The sequence below is a fragment of the Lentzea pudingi genome (assembly GCF_014646255.1).
Classification (GTDB): Bacteria; Actinomycetota; Actinomycetes; order Mycobacteriales; family Pseudonocardiaceae; genus Lentzea; species Lentzea pudingi.
In genome coordinates this window covers 103,771-125,924 of record NZ_BMNC01000007.1, presented here as the reverse complement: position 1 = coordinate 125,924, position 22,154 = coordinate 103,771, and the positions used below count along the sequence as shown (strand labels likewise).

Annotated in this window: 26 protein-coding genes; 9 read left to right on the top strand and 17 right to left on the bottom strand. The window is 69.0% G+C overall.

Going from position 1 to position 22,154, the window contains the following annotated elements:
• Window positions 1-18: 18 nt before the first annotated feature.
• The gene (locus tag IEY88_RS25445) at window positions 19-1,116 is read left to right on the top strand and encodes a glycoside hydrolase family 76 protein (RefSeq protein ID WP_189157355.1); all 1,098 of its coding nucleotides are present in this window, start codon (window positions 19-21) and stop codon (window positions 1,114-1,116) included.
• Here IEY88_RS25445 and IEY88_RS25440 read toward each other — a convergent pair.
• Window positions 1,106-1,837: a sugar phosphate isomerase/epimerase family protein gene (locus IEY88_RS25440; protein WP_189157354.1), complete on the bottom strand. Its 732-nt coding sequence runs from the start codon at window positions 1,835-1,837 to the stop codon at window positions 1,106-1,108. The genes IEY88_RS25445 and IEY88_RS25440 overlap by 11 nt on opposite strands.
• Window positions 1,831-2,808: a LacI family DNA-binding transcriptional regulator gene (locus IEY88_RS25435; RefSeq protein ID WP_189157353.1), complete on the bottom strand. Its 978-nt coding sequence runs from the start codon at window positions 2,806-2,808 to the stop codon at window positions 1,831-1,833. Before IEY88_RS25435 ends, IEY88_RS25440 begins: the two co-directional genes overlap by 7 nt.
• On the opposite strand from IEY88_RS25435, the gene IEY88_RS25430 reads away from it, so the two are divergent.
• Both IEY88_RS25430 and IEY88_RS25425 read left to right on the top strand, forming a co-directional pair.
• The gene (locus tag IEY88_RS25430) at window positions 2,807-3,688 is read left to right on the top strand and encodes a PfkB family carbohydrate kinase (protein ID WP_229693742.1); all 882 of its coding nucleotides are present in this window, start codon (window positions 2,807-2,809) and stop codon (window positions 3,686-3,688) included. The two genes, IEY88_RS25435 and IEY88_RS25430, sit on opposite strands and share 2 nt — an antisense overlap.
• Complete coding sequence (locus tag IEY88_RS25425) at window positions 3,652-4,287, top strand: nucleoside/nucleotide kinase family protein (protein ID WP_093595565.1); 636 nt, start codon at window positions 3,652-3,654, stop codon at window positions 4,285-4,287. The genes IEY88_RS25430 and IEY88_RS25425 overlap by 37 nt, the downstream gene beginning before the upstream one ends.
• 18 nt (window positions 4,288-4,305) lie before the next feature.
• Here IEY88_RS25425 and IEY88_RS25420 read toward each other — a convergent pair whose 3' ends face one another.
• Entirely contained in the window at window positions 4,306-4,974 is a 669-nt protein-coding gene (locus IEY88_RS25420) for a DedA family protein (RefSeq protein WP_229693741.1), read from the bottom strand.
• 256 nt (window positions 4,975-5,230) lie between these two features.
• On the opposite strand from IEY88_RS25420, the gene IEY88_RS25415 reads away from it, so the two are divergent.
• Window positions 5,231-6,607: an FAD-binding oxidoreductase gene (locus tag IEY88_RS25415; protein WP_189157351.1), complete on the top strand. Its 1,377-nt coding sequence runs from the start codon at window positions 5,231-5,233 to the stop codon at window positions 6,605-6,607.
• Here the strand turns inward: IEY88_RS25415 and IEY88_RS25410 are convergent.
• The 9 genes from IEY88_RS25410 to IEY88_RS25370 form a co-directional block, all read right to left on the bottom strand.
• The gene (locus IEY88_RS25410) at window positions 6,604-8,028 is read right to left on the bottom strand and encodes an amidohydrolase family protein (protein WP_189157350.1); all 1,425 of its coding nucleotides are present in this window, start codon (window positions 8,026-8,028) and stop codon (window positions 6,604-6,606) included. The two genes, IEY88_RS25415 and IEY88_RS25410, sit on opposite strands and share 4 nt — an antisense overlap.
• A 34-nt stretch (window positions 8,029-8,062) precedes the next feature.
• Window positions 8,063-8,266 carry a hypothetical protein gene (locus tag IEY88_RS25405; protein WP_189157349.1) on the bottom strand — a complete coding sequence of 68 codons (204 nt, stop codon included), beginning with the start codon at window positions 8,264-8,266 and terminating at the stop codon, window positions 8,063-8,065.
• A 3-nt stretch (window positions 8,267-8,269) separates the two neighbouring features.
• Complete coding sequence (locus tag IEY88_RS25400; protein WP_229693740.1) at window positions 8,270-9,415, bottom strand: glycoside hydrolase family 18 protein; 1,146 nt, start codon at window positions 9,413-9,415, stop codon at window positions 8,270-8,272.
• Between the two features lie 150 nt (window positions 9,416-9,565).
• Window positions 9,566-10,282: a DedA family protein gene (locus tag IEY88_RS25395; protein WP_229693778.1), complete on the bottom strand. Its 717-nt coding sequence runs from the start codon at window positions 10,280-10,282 to the stop codon at window positions 9,566-9,568.
• A 23-nt stretch (window positions 10,283-10,305) separates the two neighbouring features.
• Complete coding sequence (locus IEY88_RS25390) at window positions 10,306-10,500, bottom strand: hypothetical protein (RefSeq protein ID WP_189157348.1); 195 nt, start codon at window positions 10,498-10,500, stop codon at window positions 10,306-10,308.
• 4 nt (window positions 10,501-10,504) lie between these two features.
• Window positions 10,505-11,656 (bottom strand): N-acetylglucosamine-6-phosphate deacetylase, encoded by a 1,152-nt coding sequence (gene nagA, locus IEY88_RS25385; RefSeq protein WP_189157347.1) that lies wholly within the window; start codon window positions 11,654-11,656, stop codon window positions 10,505-10,507.
• Complete coding sequence (locus IEY88_RS25380; RefSeq protein ID WP_229693739.1) at window positions 11,656-12,564, bottom strand: ROK family protein; 909 nt, start codon at window positions 12,562-12,564, stop codon at window positions 11,656-11,658. Before IEY88_RS25380 ends, nagA begins: the two co-directional genes overlap by 1 nt.
• Before the next feature lie 129 nt (window positions 12,565-12,693).
• Window positions 12,694-13,233, bottom strand: coding sequence for a GNAT family N-acetyltransferase (locus tag IEY88_RS25375; RefSeq protein ID WP_189157346.1), 540 nt, complete (start codon window positions 13,231-13,233; stop codon window positions 12,694-12,696).
• A 10-nt stretch (window positions 13,234-13,243) separates the two neighbouring features.
• On the bottom strand, window positions 13,244-13,807 hold the full coding sequence (locus tag IEY88_RS25370) for a SigE family RNA polymerase sigma factor (RefSeq protein WP_030477748.1): 564 nt from the start codon (window positions 13,805-13,807) through the stop codon (window positions 13,244-13,246).
• Window positions 13,808-13,847: 40 nt separating this feature from the next.
• Between IEY88_RS25370 and IEY88_RS25365 the strand changes: the two genes are divergently transcribed.
• On the top strand, window positions 13,848-14,126 hold the full coding sequence (locus IEY88_RS25365; protein WP_189157345.1) for a YciI family protein: 279 nt from the start codon (window positions 13,848-13,850) through the stop codon (window positions 14,124-14,126).
• A 130-nt stretch (window positions 14,127-14,256) separates the two neighbouring features.
• Here IEY88_RS25365 and IEY88_RS25360 read toward each other — a convergent pair whose 3' ends face one another.
• Together IEY88_RS25360 and IEY88_RS25355 are read right to left on the bottom strand one after the other, a co-directional pair.
• On the bottom strand, window positions 14,257-15,108 hold the full coding sequence (locus tag IEY88_RS25360) for an SDR family oxidoreductase (RefSeq protein ID WP_189157344.1): 852 nt from the start codon (window positions 15,106-15,108) through the stop codon (window positions 14,257-14,259).
• A gap of 45 nt (window positions 15,109-15,153) precedes the next feature.
• Window positions 15,154-16,080, bottom strand: coding sequence for an aldo/keto reductase (locus tag IEY88_RS25355; protein ID WP_189157343.1), 927 nt, complete (start codon window positions 16,078-16,080; stop codon window positions 15,154-15,156).
• Window positions 16,081-16,118: 38 nt separating this feature from the next.
• Here IEY88_RS25355 and IEY88_RS25350 point away from each other — a divergent pair, with 38 nt between their 5' ends.
• Entirely contained in the window at window positions 16,119-16,901 is a 783-nt protein-coding gene (locus IEY88_RS25350; RefSeq protein WP_189157342.1) for an LLM class F420-dependent oxidoreductase, read from the top strand.
• Here IEY88_RS25350 and IEY88_RS25345 read toward each other — a convergent pair.
• Window positions 16,891-17,175, bottom strand: a complete 285-nt coding sequence (locus IEY88_RS25345) for a DUF427 domain-containing protein (RefSeq protein ID WP_090066173.1) — start codon at window positions 17,173-17,175, stop codon at window positions 16,891-16,893. The genes IEY88_RS25350 and IEY88_RS25345 overlap by 11 nt on opposite strands.
• A 158-nt stretch (window positions 17,176-17,333) precedes the next feature.
• On the opposite strand from IEY88_RS25345, the gene fbaA reads away from it, so the two are divergent.
• Complete coding sequence (fbaA, locus tag IEY88_RS25340) at window positions 17,334-18,368, top strand: class II fructose-bisphosphate aldolase (protein WP_189157341.1); 1,035 nt, start codon at window positions 17,334-17,336, stop codon at window positions 18,366-18,368.
• A gap of 46 nt (window positions 18,369-18,414) precedes the next feature.
• Here the strand turns inward: fbaA and IEY88_RS25335 are convergent, their stop codons facing one another.
• On the bottom strand, window positions 18,415-19,242 hold the full coding sequence (locus IEY88_RS25335) for an SDR family oxidoreductase (RefSeq protein ID WP_189157340.1): 828 nt from the start codon (window positions 19,240-19,242) through the stop codon (window positions 18,415-18,417).
• Window positions 19,243-19,330: 88 nt separating this feature from the next.
• Between IEY88_RS25335 and IEY88_RS25330 the strand changes: the two genes are divergently transcribed.
• The gene (locus IEY88_RS25330; protein ID WP_229693738.1) at window positions 19,331-19,702 is read left to right on the top strand and encodes a winged helix-turn-helix transcriptional regulator; all 372 of its coding nucleotides are present in this window, start codon (window positions 19,331-19,333) and stop codon (window positions 19,700-19,702) included.
• Here IEY88_RS25330 and IEY88_RS25325 read toward each other — a convergent pair.
• Window positions 19,682-20,800, bottom strand: coding sequence for a hypothetical protein (locus tag IEY88_RS25325; protein ID WP_189157339.1), 1,119 nt, complete (start codon window positions 20,798-20,800; stop codon window positions 19,682-19,684). The two genes, IEY88_RS25330 and IEY88_RS25325, sit on opposite strands and share 21 nt — an antisense overlap.
• Before the next feature lie 358 nt (window positions 20,801-21,158).
• Here IEY88_RS25325 and IEY88_RS25320 point away from each other — a divergent pair, with 358 nt between their 5' ends.
• A complete protein-coding gene (locus IEY88_RS25320; protein WP_189157338.1) occupies window positions 21,159-21,569 on the top strand; it encodes a DUF3151 domain-containing protein in 411 nt (136 codons plus the stop codon).
• The last annotated feature ends 585 nt before the right edge of the window (window positions 21,570-22,154 follow it).

The following is a 22,154-nucleotide window of genomic DNA, read 5'->3' as shown; positions in this document are numbered from 1 at the left end:
AGCACGCACCATGATCCTGTGGCGATCGCGAAACTGCTGGCGGCGCGCGCGGGCGTCGCGGAGCGCGCGGTGTACTCCAGGCACCTTCGGCGGGTCTGGGGTGTGCCGGGCACGCTCCTCGGGGCGAGGGCGTGGCCCCCGCTCTTCCGGGACAAGATCCACACCAGCTTCAACTACTGGTGGCAGGCGCACCTGCTGGACTGCATGATCGACGGCTACCTGCGCTCGCCCAACGAGCTGCGCAAGACGGCCATCACCAAGGTCGTGCGGGGCATCCGGGTCCGGAACATCCTGGGCTGGACCAACGACTTCTACGACGACATCGCGTGGCTCGGCCTCGCCCTGCAACGCGCCGAGCGCGAGGTCGGCATCGCGAAGCCCAAGGCCCTGAGCGCGATCGCCGAGCAGCTGCGCGACGCGTGGACGGACCACGCCGGCGGCGGCATCTGGTGGAAGCGCAAGGACGACTTCAAGAACGTCCCGGCGAACGGACCGGCCGCGATCTTCCTGGCCCGTCAGAACGACCGCACCGACCTCGCCCGCGCGCGGTCCATCGTGGACTGGGTCGAGGAGCACCTCGTCGACCCCGGGAACGGCCTCGCGTGGGACGGCCTGCACGTCCACCCCAATGGTGAGATCCGCGAGTACGAGAAGAACATCTACACGTACTGCCAAGGGGTTCTCATCGGCGCGTGCGTCGAACTGGCCCAGCACGGCCAGCCCGAGAAGTGGCTCGACAAGGCCGCTCGCACGATCACCGCGGTGCACGACGACCTCGCCACCAACGGTGTGATCAGGGGCCAGGGCGGCGGCGACGGCGGCCTGTTCGCGGGCATCCTGACGCGCTACCTCGCCCAGGCCGCGTTGATCATCCCCGACCTCGACCCCGACCGGGACGAGACCGCGGACCTGGCGCGGGAACTCGTGGTGCAGTCGGCGGAAGCGGCGTGGCTCAACCGCGTGATGGCCGTGAGCGGTCCGTTGTTCGGTCCCGAGTGGTCGGTCCCGGCCGACGAGAACGAGGGCCGCGACCTGTCCGTCCAGCTCGGTGGCTGGATGTGCCTGGAGGCGGCCGCCCTGCTCGAACGGCACGGCATGGACGTCGCTACGGCCTGAGCCAGCCCAGCAACGTCTTGGCGTCCTCGCGGAACTGCTCCGGCGAGTCGTCCAGCACGAACTCCAGCAGCGCGTTGCGCTCGATGCCGTCGCGCGCCAGCTCGGTCAGCACCGGCTTCCACAGGTCACGGCGCTGCGCGAGCGGGAACCGCTCCTTGAAGCCACCGGGACCCCACGAGAAGACGTGCGCCGTCACCGGTTCCAGCGTCCGCACCTCGTGCATGGCCGAGAACACGTCCTGACCGCCGCTCGGCTGCCAGTACGACACCACGCCGTCGACCTCGTCCAGCAACTGCACCGTCGAGTCGAGCGTGTCTGTCAGCGTGTTCCGGTGGTACTCCAGCGCGATCTTCGTGCCCATCGCCTCGGCGTGTTCGACGGCGTGTCGCAGCGCCTCCACCACCGGCGCCCGGTCAGCGCACTCCTCCGAGCCGGACGTGCCGGCCCAGACCCGCACGAACGGCGCGTCCAGTTCGGCCGCGGTCTCCAGGATCGGCGCAAGGTCGGCGCGGTCGGACACGCCCGCCCGGTAGTACGACCCGTACGCGGCCACCTTCAGACCGGTGTCGAGCGCCCGCCGTGCCGCCGCGAAGTCGCCGGGCGGCACGTGCACGTCGGCGCCCCACTCGACGGCCTGCAGCCCGCACTCCGTCGCCAGCTCACCGATCTCGGAGACGGTGAGCTGCCGGAACGTGACCGAGACGAGCCCGGGGATCAGCATCCGCAGGACTGCCTGTGCATGAGGGAGGGCGCGAGCCGGATGGTCTCCGGTGCCCTCTCCGGGTCGGCGATGCGGGAGAGCAGCAGTTTCACCGCGGTCCGTCCGATCTCCTCGACCGGCTGGGCCAGGGTGGTGAGCGGCGGTTCGATCAGGGTGGCCCACTCGACCTCGTCGTAGGCGACGACGGCCAGGTCCGTGCCGAGCTTCAGACCGCGGGCCCGCGCCTCGTGCAGCATGCCGACGGTGACGAGGTGGTCGGCCGCGACGACGGCCGTGGCCGGGTCCTCCTGGTCGAGCAGCGGCGCGAGCCAGCCGCTCTGGGACACCAGCGCCTCGTCCCACTTCAGGCCCGCGCGGCCGAGGCCGAGGCGGTAGCCGAGGATGCGTTCCTCGGTCGTCGCCACGCCCGCCTGGCCGCAGACGATGCCGATCCGGCGGTGTCCCAGTTCCGCGAGGTGCTTGACCAGGCCCGAGGTGGCCTGCACGTTCTCCGGGCCGACCTGGTCGATGTCCTTGGCCACGGTCAGCCGGTCGACCAGCACCGTGGGGATGTTCAGCCTCTTGAGCTCCGGCAGCACGAGGCTCCCCCCGGCGCCGGCCGATGGTGTGAGCAGCAGCCCGTCGACTCTTCGCGAGCGCAGCATCCTGACCGCGGTCTGCTCCGATTCGGGGGTGTCCCTCGTGTCGATCAGCACGAGCGAATAGCCGTTGCGAGTCGCCTCGGACTCGATGGCGGCGATCAGCTCGGCGAAGTACGGGTGCGAGACCAGTGACACGGCCAGGCCCAGCGACTTCGTGCCGCCCATGACCAGCGAACGCGCGATCGCGTCCCCCGTGTACCCGGTCTCGTCGATCGCCTTCTGGACGCGCTCGCGCGTGTCCCCGGCGACCGGCCTCGTCTCGTTGATCACGTGTGACACCGTGGTGATGGAGACCCCCGCGAGAGCCGCGACATCCCGCATGGTGACCATGACCTGGGACCATACCCGTTTGGAGGAAGGCCAGATGGCCGCCGTGCTGTGTGTCGGGCTCACAACTCTCGACGTGACCCAACGGGTGGGTGAATTCCCGCGACCCGGCGAGAAGATCCGCTCGCTCGGTGCGGTGCTCTCGCCCGGTGGTCCGGCGGCGAACGCGGCCCGTGCGGTCGCGGCACTGGGCGGGCGGGCGTCGTTGCTCACCGCACTGGGTGCCGACGCACTGGGTGAATTCGTCCGGGCGTCCTTGGATCCTGTTCAAGTCACCGCCGTGGAGGGCACGACGCCCGTGAGCATGGTCGTCGTCAGAGACGCTGATGGGGAGCGCACGGTCGTCTCCCGCAACGCCTCCGTGCCGGTGATCGCGCCGGATTTGACCGATCTCCTGGCCGCCGCGGACGTCGTCCTCTTGGACGGACATCATGACGGGCTGGTGATCCCCGCCGCCCGGCAGGCGAAAGCACTGGGATTGCCTGTGGTGCTCGACGCCGGGAGCTGGAAACCTGTCCTCGATCACCTGTTGCCGCTGGTGGACGTGGCCGCCTGCTCCGCCGGGTTCGAGCGGTCCGAGGCCGAGGTGCACTCCTACGGGGTGCCGCTGGTCATTCGCACGCAGGGTGCGAAGCCGGTCACCTGGTCGCGGAACGGCTCGGCCGGAGAGCTGCCCGTCCCCGCGGTGGAGGTGAAGGACACGAACGGTGCCGGCGACGTCTGGCACGGCGCGTACGCCTACGCGCTGGCGTCAGGCGCGGACCCGGTGGCTGCCATCGGTTTCGCGTCGGAGGCGGCCGCCGTTCGCGTCGGTGCGGTCGGGGACTGGGTTGAGGAGCTGGCGCGGTGGCAGGACAGCAGGTCAGGTTCGACGAGCTGCTAGAACGGGCTCGGGTGCTCACCGACCAGGGTGAGCGCAAGATTCTCGGCATCGGCGGCGCACCCGGTTCCGGCAAGTCGACACTCGCGCGCCGGCTCGTCGAGGCCCTCGACGGTCAGGCCGTGCTGGTCGAGATGGACGGCTTCCACCTCGCGCAGAGCGAGCTCGAACGGCTGCGGCTGGTCGAACGCAAGGGCGCGCCCGACACGTTCGACATCCCCGGCTACGTGGACCTGCTCGGCCGGATCAAGGCGTGCGGACCGGACATGATCTACGCACCGGAGTTCCGCCGCGAGATCGAGGAACCGGTCGCCTGCGCCGTGCCGGTGCACCCGGACGTCCCGCTCGTCGTCACCGAGGGCAACTACCTGCTGCTCAACTACGACAAGTGGAAGCGCGTCCGGATCATCCTGGACGAGGCGTGGTTCCTGTTCATCGACGAGGACGTGCGCGTGCAGCGCCTGATCGACCGCCACCTGCGGTACGGGCGCACCTTGTCGGAGGCGGAGGAACGGGTGCTGCACGGCACGGACCACGTCAACGCGTTGATGGTGAACTCGTCGAAGGGGTCAGCGGACCTGCTGATCACCGAGGTGCTCTAAAGCCTGCAGGCGACCGGATCAGCGCGCGTGCGGGTGGCTGATGTGCTCCAGGTCCTCGCTGGTCTCGTCGATCGGCTTCGCCATCTCCTGGCGGTAGCGCCAGACACCCCAGCCGGTGCCGACCAGGAAGAACGCGACGCTGACGACGATCGCCGCGGTCTCGAGCCACGGGAGCTGCTGCAGGATGCCCGCACCGTAGTACCCGGCCAGCACCAGCGTCGGCACCCAGGCGATGGCACCGATGGTGGTGGCGAGCGTGAACTTGCGGAGATCCATCCTGGCCGCGCCCGCGATCATGGGCGCCAGCGTCCGGATCCACGGGATCCAGCGGGCGAGCACCACGGCCCAGAACCCGCGGCGGTCGAGGAACTCGCCCGCGCGTTGCAGGTTCTGCCGGTTCAGCACCTTGCCGCCCTTGCGTGCGAGCACGCGCGTGCCGGTACCCCGGCCGATGAAGTACCCGACCTGGTTCCCGACGACGGCGATGATCAGGGCCGCGAGGGACAGCAGCCACGCCGACAACTCGCTGTTGTGACTGGCCAGCACCACGCCGGCCGCGAACAGCAGCGAGTCACCGGGCAGGAACAGCCCGAAGATGAAAGCGCACTCGACGAAGATGAAGCTCAGCACGATGACCCAGACGGCCACCGGACCCGCGGTCTCCAGCGAGGCGAAAGCATGCGCCACGGTGAGCCAGCCTACGTCGTGCTGTGCCGGCGGCGCGGCGACAGCGGGTCGACGGGTCGGCGAAATCTGGGTTGAGCACGCTGGGTCACGACGTGAACTCCCTTCGATCGAGATCACCTTCGAGTGAACCAGGCGAACGGGACGAAGCGGGGCGCTTCGACTCGACGCCGCGCGAGAATCGCGAGCTGGCAGGGGTCTCACCAGGCCTGAAATTTTCTTCGCCACCTCGCCCAGCCGCCCCACTAGCGTGGAGCGCATGGAGACCTTGCTCGCCGAACTCCGCACCGCAGTGGGTGACTCCGGCGTCCTGACCGACGCCGACGTCACCGCGAGCTACCAGCGCGACATGATGCCGTTGGCGCCGCACGGCAGCCCGTTGGCGGTGGTGTTCCCGCTGAACACCGAGCAGGTCCAGGCGGTGGTGAGGGCCTGCGCGAGCCGTCGCGTCCCGATCGTGCCGCGAGGTGCGGGCAGCGGCCTGTCCGGCGCCGCGAACGCCGTCGAGGGCTGCGTGGTCCTCGTCATGACCAAGATGAACGCGATCGTCGAGATCGACACCGACAACCGCCTCGCCGTCGTCGAGCCGGGCGTGGTCAACCTCGACCTGCGCGGCGCCGTCGAGAAGGACGGCCTGTTCTACCCGCCGGACCCGAGCAGCTACGACTGGTGCACGATCGGCGGCAACCTCTCCACCAACGCCGGCGGCCTGTGCTGCGTGAAGTACGGCGTCACCACGGACTCGGTGCTCGGCCTGGAGGTCGTCCTGGCCGACGGCGAGGTGCTCCGGACGGGCCGTCGCACGGTCAAGGGCGTCGCGGGCTACGACCTCACCAAGCTCTTCGTCGGCTCCGAGGGCACGCTGGGCGTGATCACCAAGGCCACGCTGGCACTGCGGCCCCTCCCGCAGGCCCCGGCGACGCTGGTGGCCGCGTTCGGCAGCACCGCCACCGCGGGCGCGGCGGTCAGCCGGATCGTCCGCGAGGGCCTGGTGCCGTCGCTCATGGAGATCATGGACCGCACCTCGATCGAGGCCGCCGAGACGTACCTGAAGACCGAGCTGGGCGCCGGACCGGGCTGCGCCGCGTTGCTGATCTGCCAGTCCGACGCGGGCGGCGAGCAGGCCAGGCACGAACTGGCCAAGATCGAGGAGATCTGCCTGGAGGCCGACCTCGTCTACTCGACGACCGACGTGAACGAGGGCCGTGACCTGCTGACGGCACGCAGGGCCGTCCTCACCGCGTTGGAGATCTACGGCTCGTGGCTGACGGACGACGTGTGCGTCCCCCGCACCCGCATCGCCGAGCTCATCCAGGGCTGCGAGGACATCTCGAAGGAGGTCGGCCTCAAGATCGCCGTCGTGGGCCACGCGGGCGACGGCAACATGCACCCGACGATCGTCTACGACCCCGCGGACGCCGACCAGTTCGCGCGCGCCCAGAAGGCGTTCGACGACATCCTGGCCGTGGGGCTCGCGCTGGGCGGCACGGTCACCGGCGAGCACGGCATCGGCAAGATCAAGCGCGAGTGGCTCGCGAAGGAGATCGGGCCGGTCGGCCTCCGGGTGCACCGCGAGATCAAACGCGCGCTGGACCCGGAGAACCTGTTCAACCCCGGTTCGATGTTCGGTCTCTAGCAACAGGTGCGGACAGCCGTGGGGAACGGTTCCTGGGCGGCCTTCTCCACGTCCGCGAGCATGCGTTGCCGTTCCGCCGGCCCGAGCACCCGGCCTCGGGTCAGCACGGTGTGGATCCGTGACGTGTTGCGGATGTTCGTGAGCGGGTTGCCGTCGAGCACGACGAGGTTCGCGTCCGCGCCGGGCTTCACCGCCGCACCGCGAGTACCGGCTTGCAACACCGCCTTCGGCGACAGGCCCGCCTCGACGAGCAACTCCAGTTCGTCGTGCACCGAGAAGCCGGAGAACGAGTACGGGTTGCCCGCGTCGGTGCCGACGAGGACCTCGACGCCCAGCGCGTGCATCTCGGCGACCTGTTCCTGGCGGCGCCGGAAGAACGCGGCCTGCTGCCGGATCTCCTGGTCGGTCACCGGGACCCAGTTCGTGAGGCCGTCGCGCCAGAAGTCCCGGTAGAACGCGGGCATGTACCTGATCCGCGGGTCGTTCGCGAACCGGTCCGCCGGGCTGGCGTACACCCGCATCGCGACCATCGTCGGACACAACGCGGAGTTGTTGCGCTGCAGACGTTTCGCCAGCTGGACTGCTTTGCCGCGGCTGTGCGTCAGCGTTGCCCGCCGTTCGAACTCCAGCACCTGCTTGAACCACGCGAACGGGTTCGCCGGGTCGAGCGGCAGGTCCGCGATCGCTTGGCGCAGCTGGGTTTCCCGTGTGCTGGTGGCGAGCGGCAGGCCGTACATGTGCTCGAACGTGCGCTGCCCCAGGTCGCTCGCGTCACCCAGCGGCACGTGGTTCGAGCAGTGCCCGGCGAACGTGATGGCCTGCCGGCCGCACTCGTCCGCGATGGCTTCGAGCGTCGGGCGGTCCAGGTACGAGTAGACCTTCACGAAGTCCGCGCCCTTCGCGTCCCGCACCGCCTGGCGGCCCTCCTCGGGCGTGCTGACGACCGTCGCGCCGGGCAGGGTCGAGTGCGGTCCGTCGATGATCGTGCTGCCGACGACCAGCCGCGGGCCGAACACCTCGCCGCGCTCGATCCTTTCGCGCAGCTCGTAGATCGGCGGGAAGCCCCACATCTCGCGGATGCCCGTCACGCCGTTGACCAGGCACAGCGGCAACGTGATCTTGTCGAGGAACGCGCCGTGCACGTGCATGTCCCACAGGCCGGGGATGACGAACTTGCCGGCGACGTCGAGCACCGTGGAGCCGCGCGGCAACGGCAGGTCGCACGAGCCGACCGCGAGAACCTTGTCGCCCGCCAGCACGATGGTCGCGCCGGACCGGACGCCGGACGAGTCGATGAGCGTCGCACCGCGCAGTGCCGTGACGTTCGCCGAGGCACTCGCCTCGCCGGGCAGCAGGCCCGCACCCGCTGCCGCACCGAGTCCGGCCAGCCATCCCAGCACTTCACGTCGTGTGGTTGTCATGCCGTTCAACCAACACCGTGACGTTACGTGAGACTCAAATCCTTTCGAGCACCTCGCGGGCGTCGGCCGCCCAGAGCGGGCTGGTGCTCAGCTCGACGAGCTCCGGCACCAGCGCCGCGCGGTGTTCCGGGTCCAGCTGCTCCGCGACGTACTCCAGCGCGGCCGACACCTGCCAGGCGTTGCGGCTGCGCAAGGCCTGGCGCAGCAACGCGATGCGGTCCTCCGTCTGCTGCCGCACCGCTCAACGGGACATGGCGTCGAGCAGCGAGTGCTGGGCGTCGTCGTGCCCGAGCTCCCACATGAACGTGCCGAGCAGCCCACGTGACCTGGCGAAGTCCGCGCGGATCCCGATCGACCGCGGGTTCTCGTACGACACGAACTTCTTCTCCGCCGCGTTGTACAGCCACGGCGACTGCGCGACCGGGTGCCAGTACTCCTTCCAGCCCGGCGTCGCCTTCAGCCTCAACGCCTCGGCGTAGCCGTCGACCCAGAACGCGCTGTCGTAGGGCTGGTAGAGACCGTGCTGCGGTCCCTCGGTCTTGACGTTGAAGCCCCGGCCGTAGAACGGCGTGCCGAGCACCATCTTGCGCGGCGACACACCGTGCCGCTGGTAGTAGTCGATGGCTCCGACGACGTTGTTCCACTTGCGGTCCGCAGCCGGCATCGGGTCGTTCGCCACCTCGCGGAACCCGGCGTTGAACGTGGCCACGGGTGAGAAACCCGTGCCCAGGTCGTAGGTCATGACGTTGATGAAGTCCATGATCCGCGAGAGTTCGCGCAGCTCGAACGACTTCGCCGGGTCGTAGGGGCCGTCGGTCTGCAGGCGGCCCGCCGGAAGTGCGGCGGTGACGAGCTTGCGCGAACCCAGCGCCTTGCGGAAGTCGCGAGTCAGCAGCGTCATGTTGCGCTTGTCCTCGGGACGGTCCGTGATCTCGACCGGGCCGCCGTAGACCGGGAACTCCCAGTCGATGTCGATCCCGTCGAACGTGCCGTCGCGGAAGAAAAGGTCCACACAGGACTGAATGAGCGCCTTGCGCGAGGCAGCGGTCAGTGCCGCGTCGGAGAAACCGCCCGCGCCCCAGCCACCCAGCGAGATCAGGGCCTTCAACGACGGCTTGCGCTTCTTCAGATCCCGGATGTCCGCGAAGTCCTTCGGGGCGGTTTCCGCCGCCATCGTGCACTTGCCGTTCTCGATCGTGGAGAACGCGTAGAACAGGTGCGTGATCGGCGTGTTCGTGGGGATGGACGAGATCGGCTTCGAGCCGCTGTACCAGTTGCCGTAGTAGGCGCCGACGATCTTCTTCGGTGACGCGTCGGCGACACCGGTGCCGGCTGAGACGGACAGCGCGGCCAGGGCGACCGCCAACCCCTTGCGGAACAACGACATCGGTGGCCTCCACCCCAGTGGTCCAGACCAAAGAAACCTAGGGCCGATGTCCGGTCCGCCGCAATAGTGCGAGCAGGTGTTCGTTCGTACCGGGACGAGAACCGGAAAAGGCCCGCCTGCCGGGGCAAGCGGGCCTTCACGTGTGTCCGGTCAGCGCTCGACGCGGGGGATGATCTGCGTCGAGTCGTCGTCGATCTGGGCCTGCATGACCTGGGTGATGTCGTCGGCCTCGGCCTGCACCAGCGTCTTCTTCTCCCTGCGCGCCTTGATCACCTCGATGATGATCGGCACGATCGACAGGAAGACGATGGCCAGCAGCGTGATCTCGAGGTTGTTCTTGATGACCTCGACCTGGCCGAGGAAGTAGCCCAGGATCGTCAGACCCGCCGCCCACGCGACGCCGCCGATCGCGGAGTACGTGAAGTACTTCTTCGGGTCCATCCGCCCGACACCGGCCATCGCCGTGATGAACGTGCGGACGATCGGCACGAACCGGGCGAGGACGATGGCGCGCGCGCCGTACTTGTCGAAGAACTCCTGCGTCTTGTCGACGTACTCCTTCTTGAAGATCTTCGACTCCGGCTTGCTGAACAGCGCCGGACCGGCTTTCTTGCCGATGTAGTAGCCCACGACGTTGCCGACGAACGCACACACCGTCAGCAACACGCAGACGAGCCAGAGCGGGGTGTCGATCGTGCCCGCCGCCACGAAGAGACCCGCCGTGAACAGCAGCGAGTCACCGGGCAGGAAGAAGCCGACGAGCAGCCCGCACTCTGCGAAGACGATGAGGCACAGCCCGATCAGCATGTACGGACCGAAGCCGCTCAGCAGATTTACGGGGTCCAGCCAGTCAGGTCCCAAGGCAATCGTCACGGCGACAACGGTACAGGTCAGCTCAGCGTGATCACGGCCGCCACCGTGCCCGCTGCCAGCCCCAACATCAACGCGAGACCCAGGATCCACCACACCGACATCTGCGCGGGCGGCTCTTCGGCGATTGGGACATGTGCGACAAATCCGGCATTCGTGCTGGTCGCCTGGGCTCGCAACGCGTCGGTCACCAGTCGTTCCGGATCGTCCGCCATGCACCTAGTCCTTGACCCACTCGCCCCTGACCATCACGTCCTGCGGCTTCAATTCTGCATCCAGGACGACGATGTCCGCCGCGAGGCCCGCCTCGAGCTTGCCGGTGTCGAGGCCCAGCAGCTCGGCGCCGCGGGTCGAGGCGGCGTACGCGGCCTCCACGAGGGTCAGGCCGCACGAGTTGACGGCGTTGCGGAACGCCATGTCCATCGTGAGCGTGCTGCCCGCCAGGGAGGCGCCACCGGCCAGCGTCGGCACGCCGTCGACGACGCGCACTTCCAGGCCGCCGATGTCGTACACGCCGTCGCCCACGCTCGCCGCCGCGATGGCGTCGGTGATGAGGACGGTGCGCTGCGGGCCCGCGTGACGGGCGGCGAGGCGGACCGCGGTCGGGTGCAGGTGCACCAGGTCGCAGATGAGCTCCACGGTGACGCGTTCGTCGTCCAGCAGGGCGCCGATCGGGCCGGGCTCGCGGTGGTGCAGCGGGCGCATGCCGTTGAACAGGTGGGTCGCCACGGACGCGCCGGCGTCCACTGCGGGACGGACCTGGGCCTCGGTGGCGTCGGTGTGGCCGATGGCGGCGATGACGTTGTTGTCCACGAGCTGGCGCACGGCGTTCACGGCGCCTTCGAGCTCGGGCGCGATCGTGATCATGCGGACGGTGCCCTTGCCCGCGTCGAGCAGCTTCGTCACCGAGGTCTGCTCCGGCGGGCACAGGATCGCCGGGTCGTGCGCGCCGCAGCGGGCGGCGGACAGGAACGGGCCCTCGAGGTGGACGCCCGCGACGACGCCCTCCTGGACGAGCTCGGCCAGTGCGGCCACCTGGTCGGCCAGTTCCGGCACCGGCCGGGTGACCAGCGAGGCCAGCATCGTCGTGGTGCCGTGCTTGCGGTGTGCGGCCGCGGCCTTGCGCACCTTGGCCGGGTCGGCGCTGGTGAACGCGGCACCGCCACCGCCGTGGCAGTGGATGTCGACGAAGCCCGGCACGATCGTGCCCCCGCCGACGTTGGTCGTCGGGCCGTCGGGCGCGGCGCCCTCACCGACCGCGGCGATCCTGCCGTCCCGGACGCTCACCCAGCCGTTCTCGAGCACCCCTCCCGGCGTGACGACCCGACCCCCGGTCAGGGTCACGTCGACTGGTCCACCCCACGTGCTCATCACGCCTCCAGCGTGTCGATGGCCAGCAGCGCCGCGCCGAGGAAGCCCGCCTCGTCGCCGAGCGCCGCGAGCAGAAGCTCCGGTCGGCGCTGGAAGGCGATCAGCCCGTCCAGCCTTTCCCGCAAGGGATCCACCAGCAGGTCTCCTGCCAGCGCGAGCCCACCGCCGAGCACCACGGCCTCCGGGCCGAGCAACGTCGCCAGCACCAGGATCCCCCTGGCGAGCGCGTCCACGGCCTCGTGCCACACGGCGACGGCGTCCTCCTCCCCGTCACGGACCCTGAGTGCGACCTCAGCGGCGCCCTTGACGGAGGTGCCGGTACGTGCGGTGTACCGGCGGGCGATCGCCGCGGAGGACGCCACTGTCTCCACGCAGCCGATCTGGCCACAGGCGCACGGCACGCCGTGGCCGACGTTCACATGACCGATCTCACCGGCGAAGCCCCCGCCGCTGTAGATCTTCCCGTCGAGCAGCAGCGCGCCCGCGATCCCGGTGCCGATCGGCATGATCACCGCGTTGCGCAGGTCCTTCGCAGCACCCATGCGGCATTCGGCCAGGCCCGCGGCGCGCACGTCGTGGCCGAACGCGACGGGGACGCCGAACCGTTCGGTCAGGACGGTGCTGAACGGGAACTGGCTCCACGGCAGGTTCGACGTGTACACGCCGACGCCGTTCGCCTCGTCCACGATGCCCGGCGCCACGATCCCCACGGCGTCGATGTCGTGCTCGGAGGCGTTGCTGAGCTCGTCGACGAGCTCAGCGATGACGTCGAGGAGGGGCTCCAGCTCACCGGGAGTCGCCCGGCGCGCGTGCTTCTGCGCCGCCACCGCCTCCGAGGTCCCGGTGACGAGCGCCGCCTTGGTTTCGGTGCCACCGATGTCAACGGCGACCACGTGTCTGCGTGCCACGGGATCTGATCCTGCGGCATGGGAGGCCTATTGGTCTATACCAAGTGCCGATTTGGGCGGGTGGTCTTACGAGTTGAAACCACTCGCATCGGTCAAAACGACCTCAGCTGGGGAAACGGTGAAGTTTGCTTACCGCTGGCGTGCCCGGTCGGCGGCAGTGCGCACGTGCCGGTGTCCCTCGGCGGGGAACGCGGGTGGTGCGGCGGGGAGCGCGTTCTGCAGGACGTAACCGCACCTGGTCGCGACCCGGCACGACGCCTCGTTGCCGGCCGCGTGCAGCAGGGCGAGCCGGGTGAGCGCGTGGACGTCGAACGCCCACCGCGAGACGGCGTTCACCGCGCTGACGGCGACACCCCGGCCACGGGCCTGAGCGGCCGTCCAGTAGCCGACCTCGGACGTGCCGTCCGGCCCCGTCTTCACCACCACGTGGCCCACCGGGCCGCCGGCGATCACGGCGAAGCTGAACCGGGTCGCGTCCGCCCAGCCGGTGGCCTGCGCGTCCAGCCACCGCCGGGCGTCGGCCTCGTCGGTCAGGGAGGTCGCGAGCCAGCGGCGCAGCAGCGGATCGCGGTGCGCCGCGAGCAGGGCCTGCAGGTCGCCGGGCTGCCACGGGCGCAACTGCAGAGCCGGTGCCGCCCCTGCGGACGGCACGGACAGGATGACCGTCATGGTCGGGACGCTAGCCCGCCATGATCTTCTGCAGCGCGTCGAGCGCACGGGACGCCGTCGACTTCACGGTGCCCTTCGAGATGCCGGTGGCCTCGGCGATCTCCGCCTCGGACAGGTCGCCGTAGTAGCGCAGGACGAGCACCTCGCGCTGGCGCGGCGGCAGCTGCTGCAACGCCTTGACCACTGCCTGGTGCTCCGCGGTCAGCATCGCCAGCGACTCGGCCGAACGTGCGTTCGCCACGTGCGGCGGCGTGTAGTCGCGGGCCGTCTTGCGGCGGCGCAGCACGCTGCGGGAGCCGTTGACCACGGCCGTGCGGAGGTAACCGACGGCCGCCTGGGAGTCGCGCAGACCCTTCCAGTTGCGGTGCAGGCCGGTGAAGGCCTCCTGCACCACGTCCTCGGCCGTCGACGGCTCGTCGACGAGCAGCAGCGCGAGCCTCACGAGGCGCATGCGGTGCTGCTTGTACAGGTCTTCGAGCGTGAGGGGCCCTGTGGGAGGACCTGCGACGCCGTCCTTGATTCGCAGGTTGGTCAGGGTGTCCTGCACGGTGCGCGGGGTTTCTTCGCCAACCACAAGGTAGGACGGTACCGGTCAGCTTCACTACGGTGGTGGCATGGCCCGCTTTGCAGTCGAATTGGTGTTCGGTCCCGATCGTGAGAAGCGCCTCGCGGTGCGACCCGAACACCGCGAGTACATCGCTTCCCTCGTCGAGAAAGGCGTGATCCTCGCGTCGGGTCCGTACGCGGACGACCTCGGTGCGTTGATCATCTACGAGGCGGCGGACGAGGCGTCCCTGAAGGAGATCATCGCCGCCGACCCGTACACGCCCGCGAACGTCGCGCAGTGGACGATCCGCGAGTGGAACCCGCTGATGGGCCCCTGGATCGCGTGACATGGCCGCGCCTGCGGCGCGGCGGCGAGTTCGTCTTGAAGTCGGTCGTCCGGCCGAATCGTTCACACCGAAATAGGCTTCGCCGATTCCGGCGTGAACGGTTGACCGGACGACCGACACGAACTCGCGATCAACGACTGGCGGCCTGGCCGCCCGGCCCGACCAGCCCCGAGGTGTCGTTCGCGGCCATCTGGCGGTCCGCGTCGGCCACCTCCTCGACCGCCTGGCGGTCCACGACCATCGGCGTGAACGCGCGGAAGTACTTCAGAGCGCCGACCCAGCCGGGGACGTGGACCGCCTTCGACCTCTTCTCGATGCCCCTGACCACGGCCTTGCCGACGTTGCGGACGGGGTACTTCTTGCTCGCGAGCCCCGGCATGCCCTGGCGCAGCCTGCCGAAGACCGGGTGCTCGTCGGCGCTGTTGACCATGTCCGTGGAGATCCACGAGAAGTACGCGGTGCCGACGTCGACGCCCAGGTGCCTGACCTCGGCGCGCAGGCTGTCCGCGAACGCCTCGCAGCCCGCCTTCGCCGCCGAGTACGCCGCGTTGCCGGGGATGTGGACGATCGCCGCGAGCGACGACACGACCAGGCAGTAGCCACGGCTCTTGATCAGGTGCGGCAGCGCCGTGCGAACCGTGCGCCACACACCGAGCAGGTTCACCTCGATGACGCGTTCGAACGCCTTGGGGTCCATCGAGCGGATGAACCCGGTGGCCGCGATGCCCGCGTTCGCCACCACGACGTCGATCCCGCCGAAGTGGGCCGCCACCTCGTTCATGACCCGGTCGAGCACGTCCCAGTCCGTGACGTCGGCTTCCCACGCCTTGCCACCGGTCTCCCGCGCGACCTCTTCGAGCTGGGCCTTCTCGAGCCCGACGAGCGCGAGACGAGCCCCGCGCGCGGCCAATTGCTTCGCCACCTCGGCGCCGATGCCCCTGGCCGCGCCGGTGATCACTACCACCTTGCCCGTGACGTCCATGCCCGTCACGGTAACGCAACCTACTCCCAGTAAGCTACTGGCAAGTTAAATTGCGCTCAGGCGGTCCACCTCCGCCTGGGTCAGTTCGAGCGTGAGCACCGGGACGAGGTCGCTGAGCTGCTCCAACGTGCGGGCGGACGCGATCGGCGCGGCCACCGTCGGCTGCTGGGCGAGCCACGCCAGGGCGACCGCCGAGACCGTCGTCCCGTGCGTCTCGGCCAGTTCGTCGAGCACCTCGAGCACCTGCAGGCCGTGCTCGTCGAGGAACTTCGAGGCCGCGCCGGCCCGTGCGCTCTCGACCTCGACGCCGGGCCGGTACTTGCCGCTCAGGAAGCCCTTGGCGAGCGACGAGTAGGTCAGCGTGGCGAGGCCGTGCTTCGCCACGGTGTCCTGCAGTTCGCCCTCGAACTTCTCGCGGCTGACCAGGCTGTACTCGGGCTGCAGCGCGACGAACCTCGCGAAGCCCTCGCGTTCCTGGATCTTCAGCGCCTTCACCAGCCGTTCGGCGGAGAAGTTGGACGCGGCGACGTAGCGGACCTTGCCGTCCCGCACGAGCTGGTCGTAGGCGGCCAGCGTCTCCTCGAGAGGCGTGTTCGGGTCGTCGACGTGGTTGTAGTAGAGGTCGATGTGGTCGACGCCGAGGCGCTTCAACGAGCGTTCGGCCGCGGTCAGCACGGTGTCGCGCTTCTGGTTGTTGAAGCCGGCGAGCATGCCGACCTTCGAGGCCACGACGATCCGGTCGCGGTCACCGCGCTTCGCCAGCCACCTGCCGATGATCGTCTCCGACTCGCCGCCGGAGTTGCCGTCGGCCCAGGCCGAGTACACGTCGGCGGTGTCGACGAAGTTCCCGCCCGCCTCGGCGTAGGCGTCGAGCACGGCGAACGACTGGGCCTCGTCGGCGGTCCAGCCGAACACGTTGCCGCCCAGGCAGAGGCGGGCCACGTCCAGGTCTGTGGTGCTCAAGATCGGCATACTGCGAAAGGTAGTCCGCCACGACGATTGGGGTTCGCATGCTGGGAACGTTCGGTGTCTGGGGCTCGCACTACGAGTGGGCGGAGAAGTACGGCGAGGTCGCGGAGCTGGAGGCCCTCGGCTACGGCACGTTCTGGATCGGGGGCTCGCCCGACCTCGCCCAGGTCGAGCAGGCGCTCGGCGCCACGACGTCCATCACGATCGCGACCGGGATCGTCAACGTGTGGCAGTCGGAACCGGAGGAGGTCTCCGCCGGGTTCCACCGCCTCGCGAGCGACAGGTTCCTGCTCGGCGTCGGCGTGGGCCACCGGCAGATCGACCAGGCCTACGAGAAGCCCTACGACAAGCTCGTGGGCTACCTCGACCGCCTCGACGTGCCCGCCGACAAGCTGGTGCTCGCCGCGCTCGGCCCGAAGGTGCTGAAGCTCGCCGCCGACCGGACCGCGGGCGCCCACCCGTACCTCGTCCCGGTCGAGCACACGGCGGAGGCACGCAAGGCGCTCGGCGACAAGCTCCTTGCGCCCGAGGTGACCGTCGTCGTCGACGACGATCCAGAAGCGGCACGTGCCCTCGCGCGCGAGAAGCTGGCGATCTACTTCGGGCTCACCAACTACGTGAACAACTGGCGCCGGTACGGGTTCTCCGAGGAGGACGTGCAGGGCTCCGACCGGCTGATCGACGCGTTGGTCGCGCACGGCAGCCCGGACCAGGTGGCCGAGAAGCTGCGCGCGCACGTCGACGCGGGTGCCGACCACGTGGCCGTCCAGTCGCTGAACGGCCACTACGCGGAACTGGCCGGCGCTTTGGGGCTCAGGCGCTGATCTCGACGCCCTTCCAGAACGCCACGTGGCCCTTGATCTGCTTCGCCGCTTCCTTCGGCTCGGCGTAGTACCAGGCCGCGTTGGTGTTCTCGGCGCCGTCGACCTGCAGTGAGTAGTAGTTCGCGTCGCCCTTCCACGGGCAGTGCGAGGTGTGGTCCGTCGGCTTCAGCACGGCCGGGTCGACGGACTCCAGCGGGAAGTAGTGGTTGCCTTCGACCACGACGGTGTCGTCGCTCGAGGCGATGATCTTGCCGTTCCACTGAGCAGTTGCCATGTCATCCACTATCCGCCGTACTGACGAGTAGTGCGGACCGGCTGGTCAGCTGGTACTTGATCGATCCTTCTGTGAGGACGGCCACTGGCGCGGCCCCGTGACCCCGCCTCGTAGGATGCGGGCTGACACCCGTTCAGGGCGCCTGAGGAGGACCACCGATGCCCATCGCAACTCCCGAGGTCTACGCGGAGATGCTGGACCGGGCCAAGGCGAACGAGTTCGCCTACCCCGCCATCAACGTCACGTCGTCGGAGACGCTCAACGCGGCTCTGCGCGGCTTCGCCGAGGCTGAGAGCGACGGCATCATCCAGGTCTCGACCGGTGGAGCCGAGTTCGCCTCGGGCACCAAGGTCAAGGACATGGTGACCGGCGCGGTCGCGCTCGCCGAGTACGCGCACGTCGTCGCCGCCAAGTACCCGGTGAACATCGCGCTGCACACCGACCACTGCCCGAAGGACAAGCTCGACGGGTACGTGCGTCCGCTGATCGCCATCAGCCAGGAGCGGGTGGACAAGGGCGGCAACCCGCTCTTCCAGTCGCACATGTGGGACGGCTCGGCCGTCGCGCTGGACGAGAACCTCCAGATCGCCTCGGAGCTGCTCGACCTGTCGGCCAAGGCGAAGCTCGTCCTCGAGATCGAGGTCGGCGTCGTCGGTGGCGAGGAGGACGGCGTCGACAACGAGATCAACGACAAGCTCTACACGACGCCCGAGGACTACCTGAAGACCGTCGAGGCCCTCGGCGCCGGCGAGAAGGGTCGCTACCTGCTGGCCGCGACCTTCGGCAACGTGCACGGCGTCTACAAGCCGGGCAACGTGAAGCTGCGCCCGGAGATCCTCAAGCAGGGTCAGGACGTCGTCGCGGAGAAGCTCGGCCTCGCGGCCGGCTCGAAGCCGTTCGACCTGGTCTTCCACGGCGGCTCCGGCTCGCTGCTCGAGGAGATCCACGAGGCCGTGTCGTACGGCGTCATCAAGATGAACATCGACACGGACACGCAGTACGCGTTCACCCGTCCGATCGCCGCGCACATGTTCGCGAACTACGACGGTGTGCTGAAGATCGACGGCGAGGTCGGCAACAAGAAGGCGTACGACCCGCGCAGCTACCTCAAGGCCGCCGAGACGGCCATGGGCGCGCGCATCGCGCAGGCCTGTGAGCACCTCAAGTCGTCGGGCCGCATGATCGCGGGCTGATCTTCGTGGTGAAGAGGGCCCCCGGTCTCCGGGGGCCCTCTTGCTGTCAGCGGAACGCCTCGACGTGGCGTGCGGTCCAGTCGGCGAACGTGCGCGGGGCGCGGCCGAGGACCTGCTCGACGTCCGGGCTCACCGCCACCTCGTCCGGCGTGGGCGATCCCAGGATGTCCAGGGTGTCGTCGGCGAGCTCACCCGGCATCAGCTGTTCCATGCCGGCCTTGGCCTCGGCGCGGGTGAGCTCGTGGAACCGCACGGGTTCGCCCAGCGCGGCCGCGATCGCCTCCGCCTGCTGCCGCGGCGTGATCACCTCCGGGCCGGTGAGCTCCAGGACGCCGTTCCTGTCGCTGCGCAGGGCGGCGGCCGCGACCTCGGCGATGTCCGCCGGGTCGATGATCGGCAGGGCGGTGTCCCCGAACGGCGCCGCGACGGTCCGTTGTGTGCGCACGGCCTCGGCCCACCACAGGGCGTTGGACGCGAACCCGCCCGGCCGCAGGACCGCCCAGTCGAGCCCGGAGTTCCGGAGGATGTCCTCCAGCCCGCGCAGTTCGACCCGCGTCGTGCCGAACGGCCTGGTCCGCACGCCCAGCGACGACAGCAGCACCACCCGGCGCACGCCCTGCGCGGCGGCCCGTTCGACCAGTTCGGCGGGGCGGGCGCCGACGGCGTGCAGGTCGCCGGACAGCAGCAGGAACAACGCCTTCGCACCGCTCAGGTCGAGGCTCGCCGGATCGGAGAGGTCCGCCACCTGGTGCCGCACGCCGTCCGGCACCTCCGCCGCGTGCCGCGACACGGCCACCACCTGCTCGCCCGCCTCGGCCAGTGCCTTCGTGAGGGGTCGTCCGATGTTGCCGGTCGCCCCGGTCACCACGATCATCTTCTGGCTCCTTCGTCGTCGTTTCGGGCACGACGCTAGGAACCAGGCTTACTTTTCGTAAGGACGTACCTGGAGGTAAGCTCCGGACGTGGAGGTCGGAAAACAGTTCACGCGGTCCGGCGCGACAGAGCGGTATGAGGTGTTTCACACCACCTGCCCCGCACGCGAGATGGTCGACCACGTCACCAGCCGTTGGGGCATCTGGGTGCTGATCTCCCTGCAGACCAACGACCTCAGGTTCTTCGAGCTGCGCGAGAGCATCCGCGGCATCAGCGAGAAAATGCTCTCCCAGACGTTGCGCGGGCTCGTCGACGACGGCCTGATCTGGCGTCAGGTGGCGCCGACGACCCCGCCTCAGGTCACCTACGGGTTGACTGAGTTCGGGCGGGACGTCGGCGAGCCGCTGGCCGACCTGTTCGGCCGGATCACCAGCAGGTTGTCAGCCCAGCTCGAGGCGTGACGCGATCAGCTGCCGGGTCTGCGGCCGGTGGAGCACCACGTCCCCGGCCGTCCACAGCACCGCCAGCAGCACGGCCGTGACCGCCGCCGACGAGAACGAGATCGGCGGCCCCCACAGGTACTCCTGCTGGAACCAGATGCCGACGTACCCGACCGTCGTGACGGCCGCGGACCCGAGCACGGCAGCGGCCGGCGTCGGCATCTCGATAGCGTGCGCCGCGTCGATCGCGAGCCCGACCAGGACCAGGAACAGCGGCACCGCGGACTTCGGGAAGTCGATCCCGGCGAGCATCGGCCAGATCAGGCAGCGGTAGGCGACGTACCCGGCCGCGACGGCGGTGGCCGCCCAGCGCTTGTTGATCGTGCGCCTGGCGATGACCAGCACGATCGCGGCCGCGACCAGTCCCCAGACCGGGGAGACCCAGTCCGCGATGGGCAGCGCGAAGTGCACGACGGCTTCTCTGCCGACCGGCACGCCCAGTTGATCCGCGGCGAACTGCAACAGGATCGGCTCTGCCTCGGCCCTACCGTTGTCGTAGGCCTGCAACGCGCGCACGCCGTACTCCTGGTGTTGGTTGGGGAACCAGACGTTCTCCAGGAAGAAGAACCACAGCGCGGCCAGGCCGAGAGTTTTGGCGTTGCCCGCGGGGTAGAACTTCATCCAGCCGCGGATGGCGCCGGCCAGCATCACCGCCGTACCCAGGTAGAGCAGCGCGTGCGACCCGCTCCAACTCGTGATGTCGAGCCCGTTGACGCGGTGGTTGATGATGTCGATCGGCAGCGCGATCAGGAAGATGCCGCTGCCGACCTGCATCAACCGAATGGTCAGCTTGTCGCCGCCGTAGCCGGTGAACGTGTGGAACAACGTCAGCCCGACCACGGTCACCGTGCCGACCGTGTTGATCAGATGCGGCGGCGCGAGGTCGTCCCTGAGCCACTTGAAGTGCCACGAGACGTCCCACGACGAGCCGATGAGTTTCAGCAGGAGACCGACGAGCCACAGCTGGTAGAGCTGCTTCGTGAGCTTGGCCGGAGTCTCCCTGCCCGGTGTGCCCCGCTCCCAGTACTGGTCCCTGAACTGCCGTGCCCCCTGGATCATCCGAACATCATGAGCTGGTTGTTGGGGGCCAGGTGGGCTGATTGGCCCTGGTTTTACCCTGATGTTTTCAATTCGTGTGCATGTTCGTGCGCATGTTCGTGTCCATGTTCGTGTGCACGATGGAGTGAACGGCGTTGAAGTTGGTCGGGTGGTCAGGGCAAGGTGCACGGCCATGAGCTCCGAGACCGACAGTTACAAGGCGACCACGAAGCAGCGGGTCATCGCTGGGGTGCTCGTCACCGTGCTGATGCTGGCCGTGGTGGCGGCGGTGCTGAGGATGTTCATCTAGCTCCCGGACCAGTCCCAGGATGAGGACGTTCGGCTAGCCCCGATTCGTCCATGCGGCACGATGGGTCCCATGGTTGAGAACCTCCTCGGGCCCGAGCCGACCCGTCTTCCCGAACGTCCTGAGGCGCAGGCTGCCGCTGATGGCGGTACTGATCCCGCCAAGATCGTCCGTGCGTATCCGGACTTCTCCGAGGCTTGGGCGTTGCTGGCTGAGCGTGCGTTGGCTGGTGGGGACCCTGTTGCTGCTTATGCGTATGCCCGGACCGGGTACCACCGCGGGCTTGACCAGTTGCGTCGGTCTGGGTGGAAGGGGTTTGGGCCTGTTCCTTGGGATCACCGGCCCAATCAGGGGTTTTTGAGGGCGTTGGGGGCGTTGGCTCTGGCTGCTCGGGAGATTGGGGAGGATGAGGAGTGGGAGCGGTGCTCTCGGTTCCTCGCCGACTCGGATCCGAAGGCGCCGGCTGCGTTGGGGCTGGTCTGACGCTGACTTTGTTGGTGGTTGCTGTTGCGGGCGGCCGGGTTGTTGCGGGCTTCCCCTGGGGGCGCTGCCCCCAGACCCCCGGCAATCTGATCAGGGGGCCCGCGCCACTCGTAGGTAGATGGCACGCCTGTTGCTCAGGGCGGCTGCCGGTTGCGTAGCTGGGTTGCGTTGGCGGTGGGGTCCCATCACGAGCCGAGCCAAGAGCGGGCCACATGCCTGAAGGGGTGTCAACTCGACGAAAAGCGTGTCGAGTTGACACCCCTTCAGGCATGCAGCAAGTGCTATGGCGCGACTCGTGATGGGACCCCACCGCCCAGTGCCTATGGAAAAGACGGCTCGCCTGCGGCATCGCAAGAGCGAGGGACGGCTCGCCTGCGGCATCGCGTGCGATCGGAGGCTCCGCCTCCACGCCGCGCCACGTCTCCGCGCCACCCCGCGCCTCCACCCTGCGCCACCCCGCGCCCCCGCGCCCCCGCGCCTCCGCCTAGCTGCCACTGCCTCACTCGCCCCGCTCTGCCTGGCCCTCCGTCCGCTCCCTCCCCGCCTGGACCTTGCCGTCCGCCCGTTCATCCCCGCCTCGGCCTC

Coding starts and splice junctions, on each gene's coding strand:
- nagA (WP_189157347.1), bottom strand. CDS start 11,656: ATGAGCACGTGGGGTGGACCAGTCGACGTGACCCTGACCGGGGGTCGG.
- IEY88_RS25415 (WP_189157351.1), top strand. CDS start 5,231: ATGGAGACCTTGCTCGCCGAACTCCGCACCGCAGTGGGTGACTCCGGC.
- fbaA (WP_189157341.1), top strand. CDS start 17,334: ATGCCCATCGCAACTCCCGAGGTCTACGCGGAGATGCTGGACCGGGCC.
- IEY88_RS25335 (WP_189157340.1), bottom strand. CDS start 19,242: ATGATCGTGGTGACCGGGGCGACCGGCAACATCGGACGACCCCTCACG.
- IEY88_RS25350 (WP_189157342.1), top strand. CDS start 16,119: ATGCTGGGAACGTTCGGTGTCTGGGGCTCGCACTACGAGTGGGCGGAG.
- IEY88_RS25325 (WP_189157339.1), bottom strand. CDS start 20,800: ATGATCCAGGGGGCACGGCAGTTCAGGGACCAGTACTGGGAGCGGGGC.
- IEY88_RS25355 (WP_189157343.1), bottom strand. CDS start 16,080: ATGCCGATCTTGAGCACCACAGACCTGGACGTGGCCCGCCTCTGCCTG.
- IEY88_RS25435 (WP_189157353.1), bottom strand. CDS start 2,808: ATGGTCACCATGCGGGATGTCGCGGCTCTCGCGGGGGTCTCCATCACC.
- IEY88_RS25365 (WP_189157345.1), top strand. CDS start 13,848: ATGGCCCGCTTTGCAGTCGAATTGGTGTTCGGTCCCGATCGTGAGAAG.
- IEY88_RS25390 (WP_189157348.1), bottom strand. CDS start 10,500: ATGGCGGACGATCCGGAACGACTGGTGACCGACGCGTTGCGAGCCCAG.
- IEY88_RS25430 (WP_229693742.1), top strand. CDS start 2,807: ATGACCTGGGACCATACCCGTTTGGAGGAAGGCCAGATGGCCGCCGTG.
- IEY88_RS25375 (WP_189157346.1), bottom strand. CDS start 13,233: ATGACGGTCATCCTGTCCGTGCCGTCCGCAGGGGCGGCACCGGCTCTG.
- IEY88_RS25410 (WP_189157350.1), bottom strand. CDS start 8,028: ATGACAACCACACGACGTGAAGTGCTGGGATGGCTGGCCGGACTCGGT.
- IEY88_RS25360 (WP_189157344.1), bottom strand. CDS start 15,108: ATGGACGTCACGGGCAAGGTGGTAGTGATCACCGGCGCGGCCAGGGGC.
- IEY88_RS25345 (WP_090066173.1), bottom strand. CDS start 17,175: ATGGCAACTGCTCAGTGGAACGGCAAGATCATCGCCTCGAGCGACGAC.
- IEY88_RS25440 (WP_189157354.1), bottom strand. CDS start 1,837: ATGCTGATCCCCGGGCTCGTCTCGGTCACGTTCCGGCAGCTCACCGTC.
- IEY88_RS25400 (WP_229693740.1), bottom strand. CDS start 9,415: ATGTCGTTGTTCCGCAAGGGGTTGGCGGTCGCCCTGGCCGCGCTGTCC.
- IEY88_RS25320 (WP_189157338.1), top strand. CDS start 21,159: ATGGTTGAGAACCTCCTCGGGCCCGAGCCGACCCGTCTTCCCGAACGT.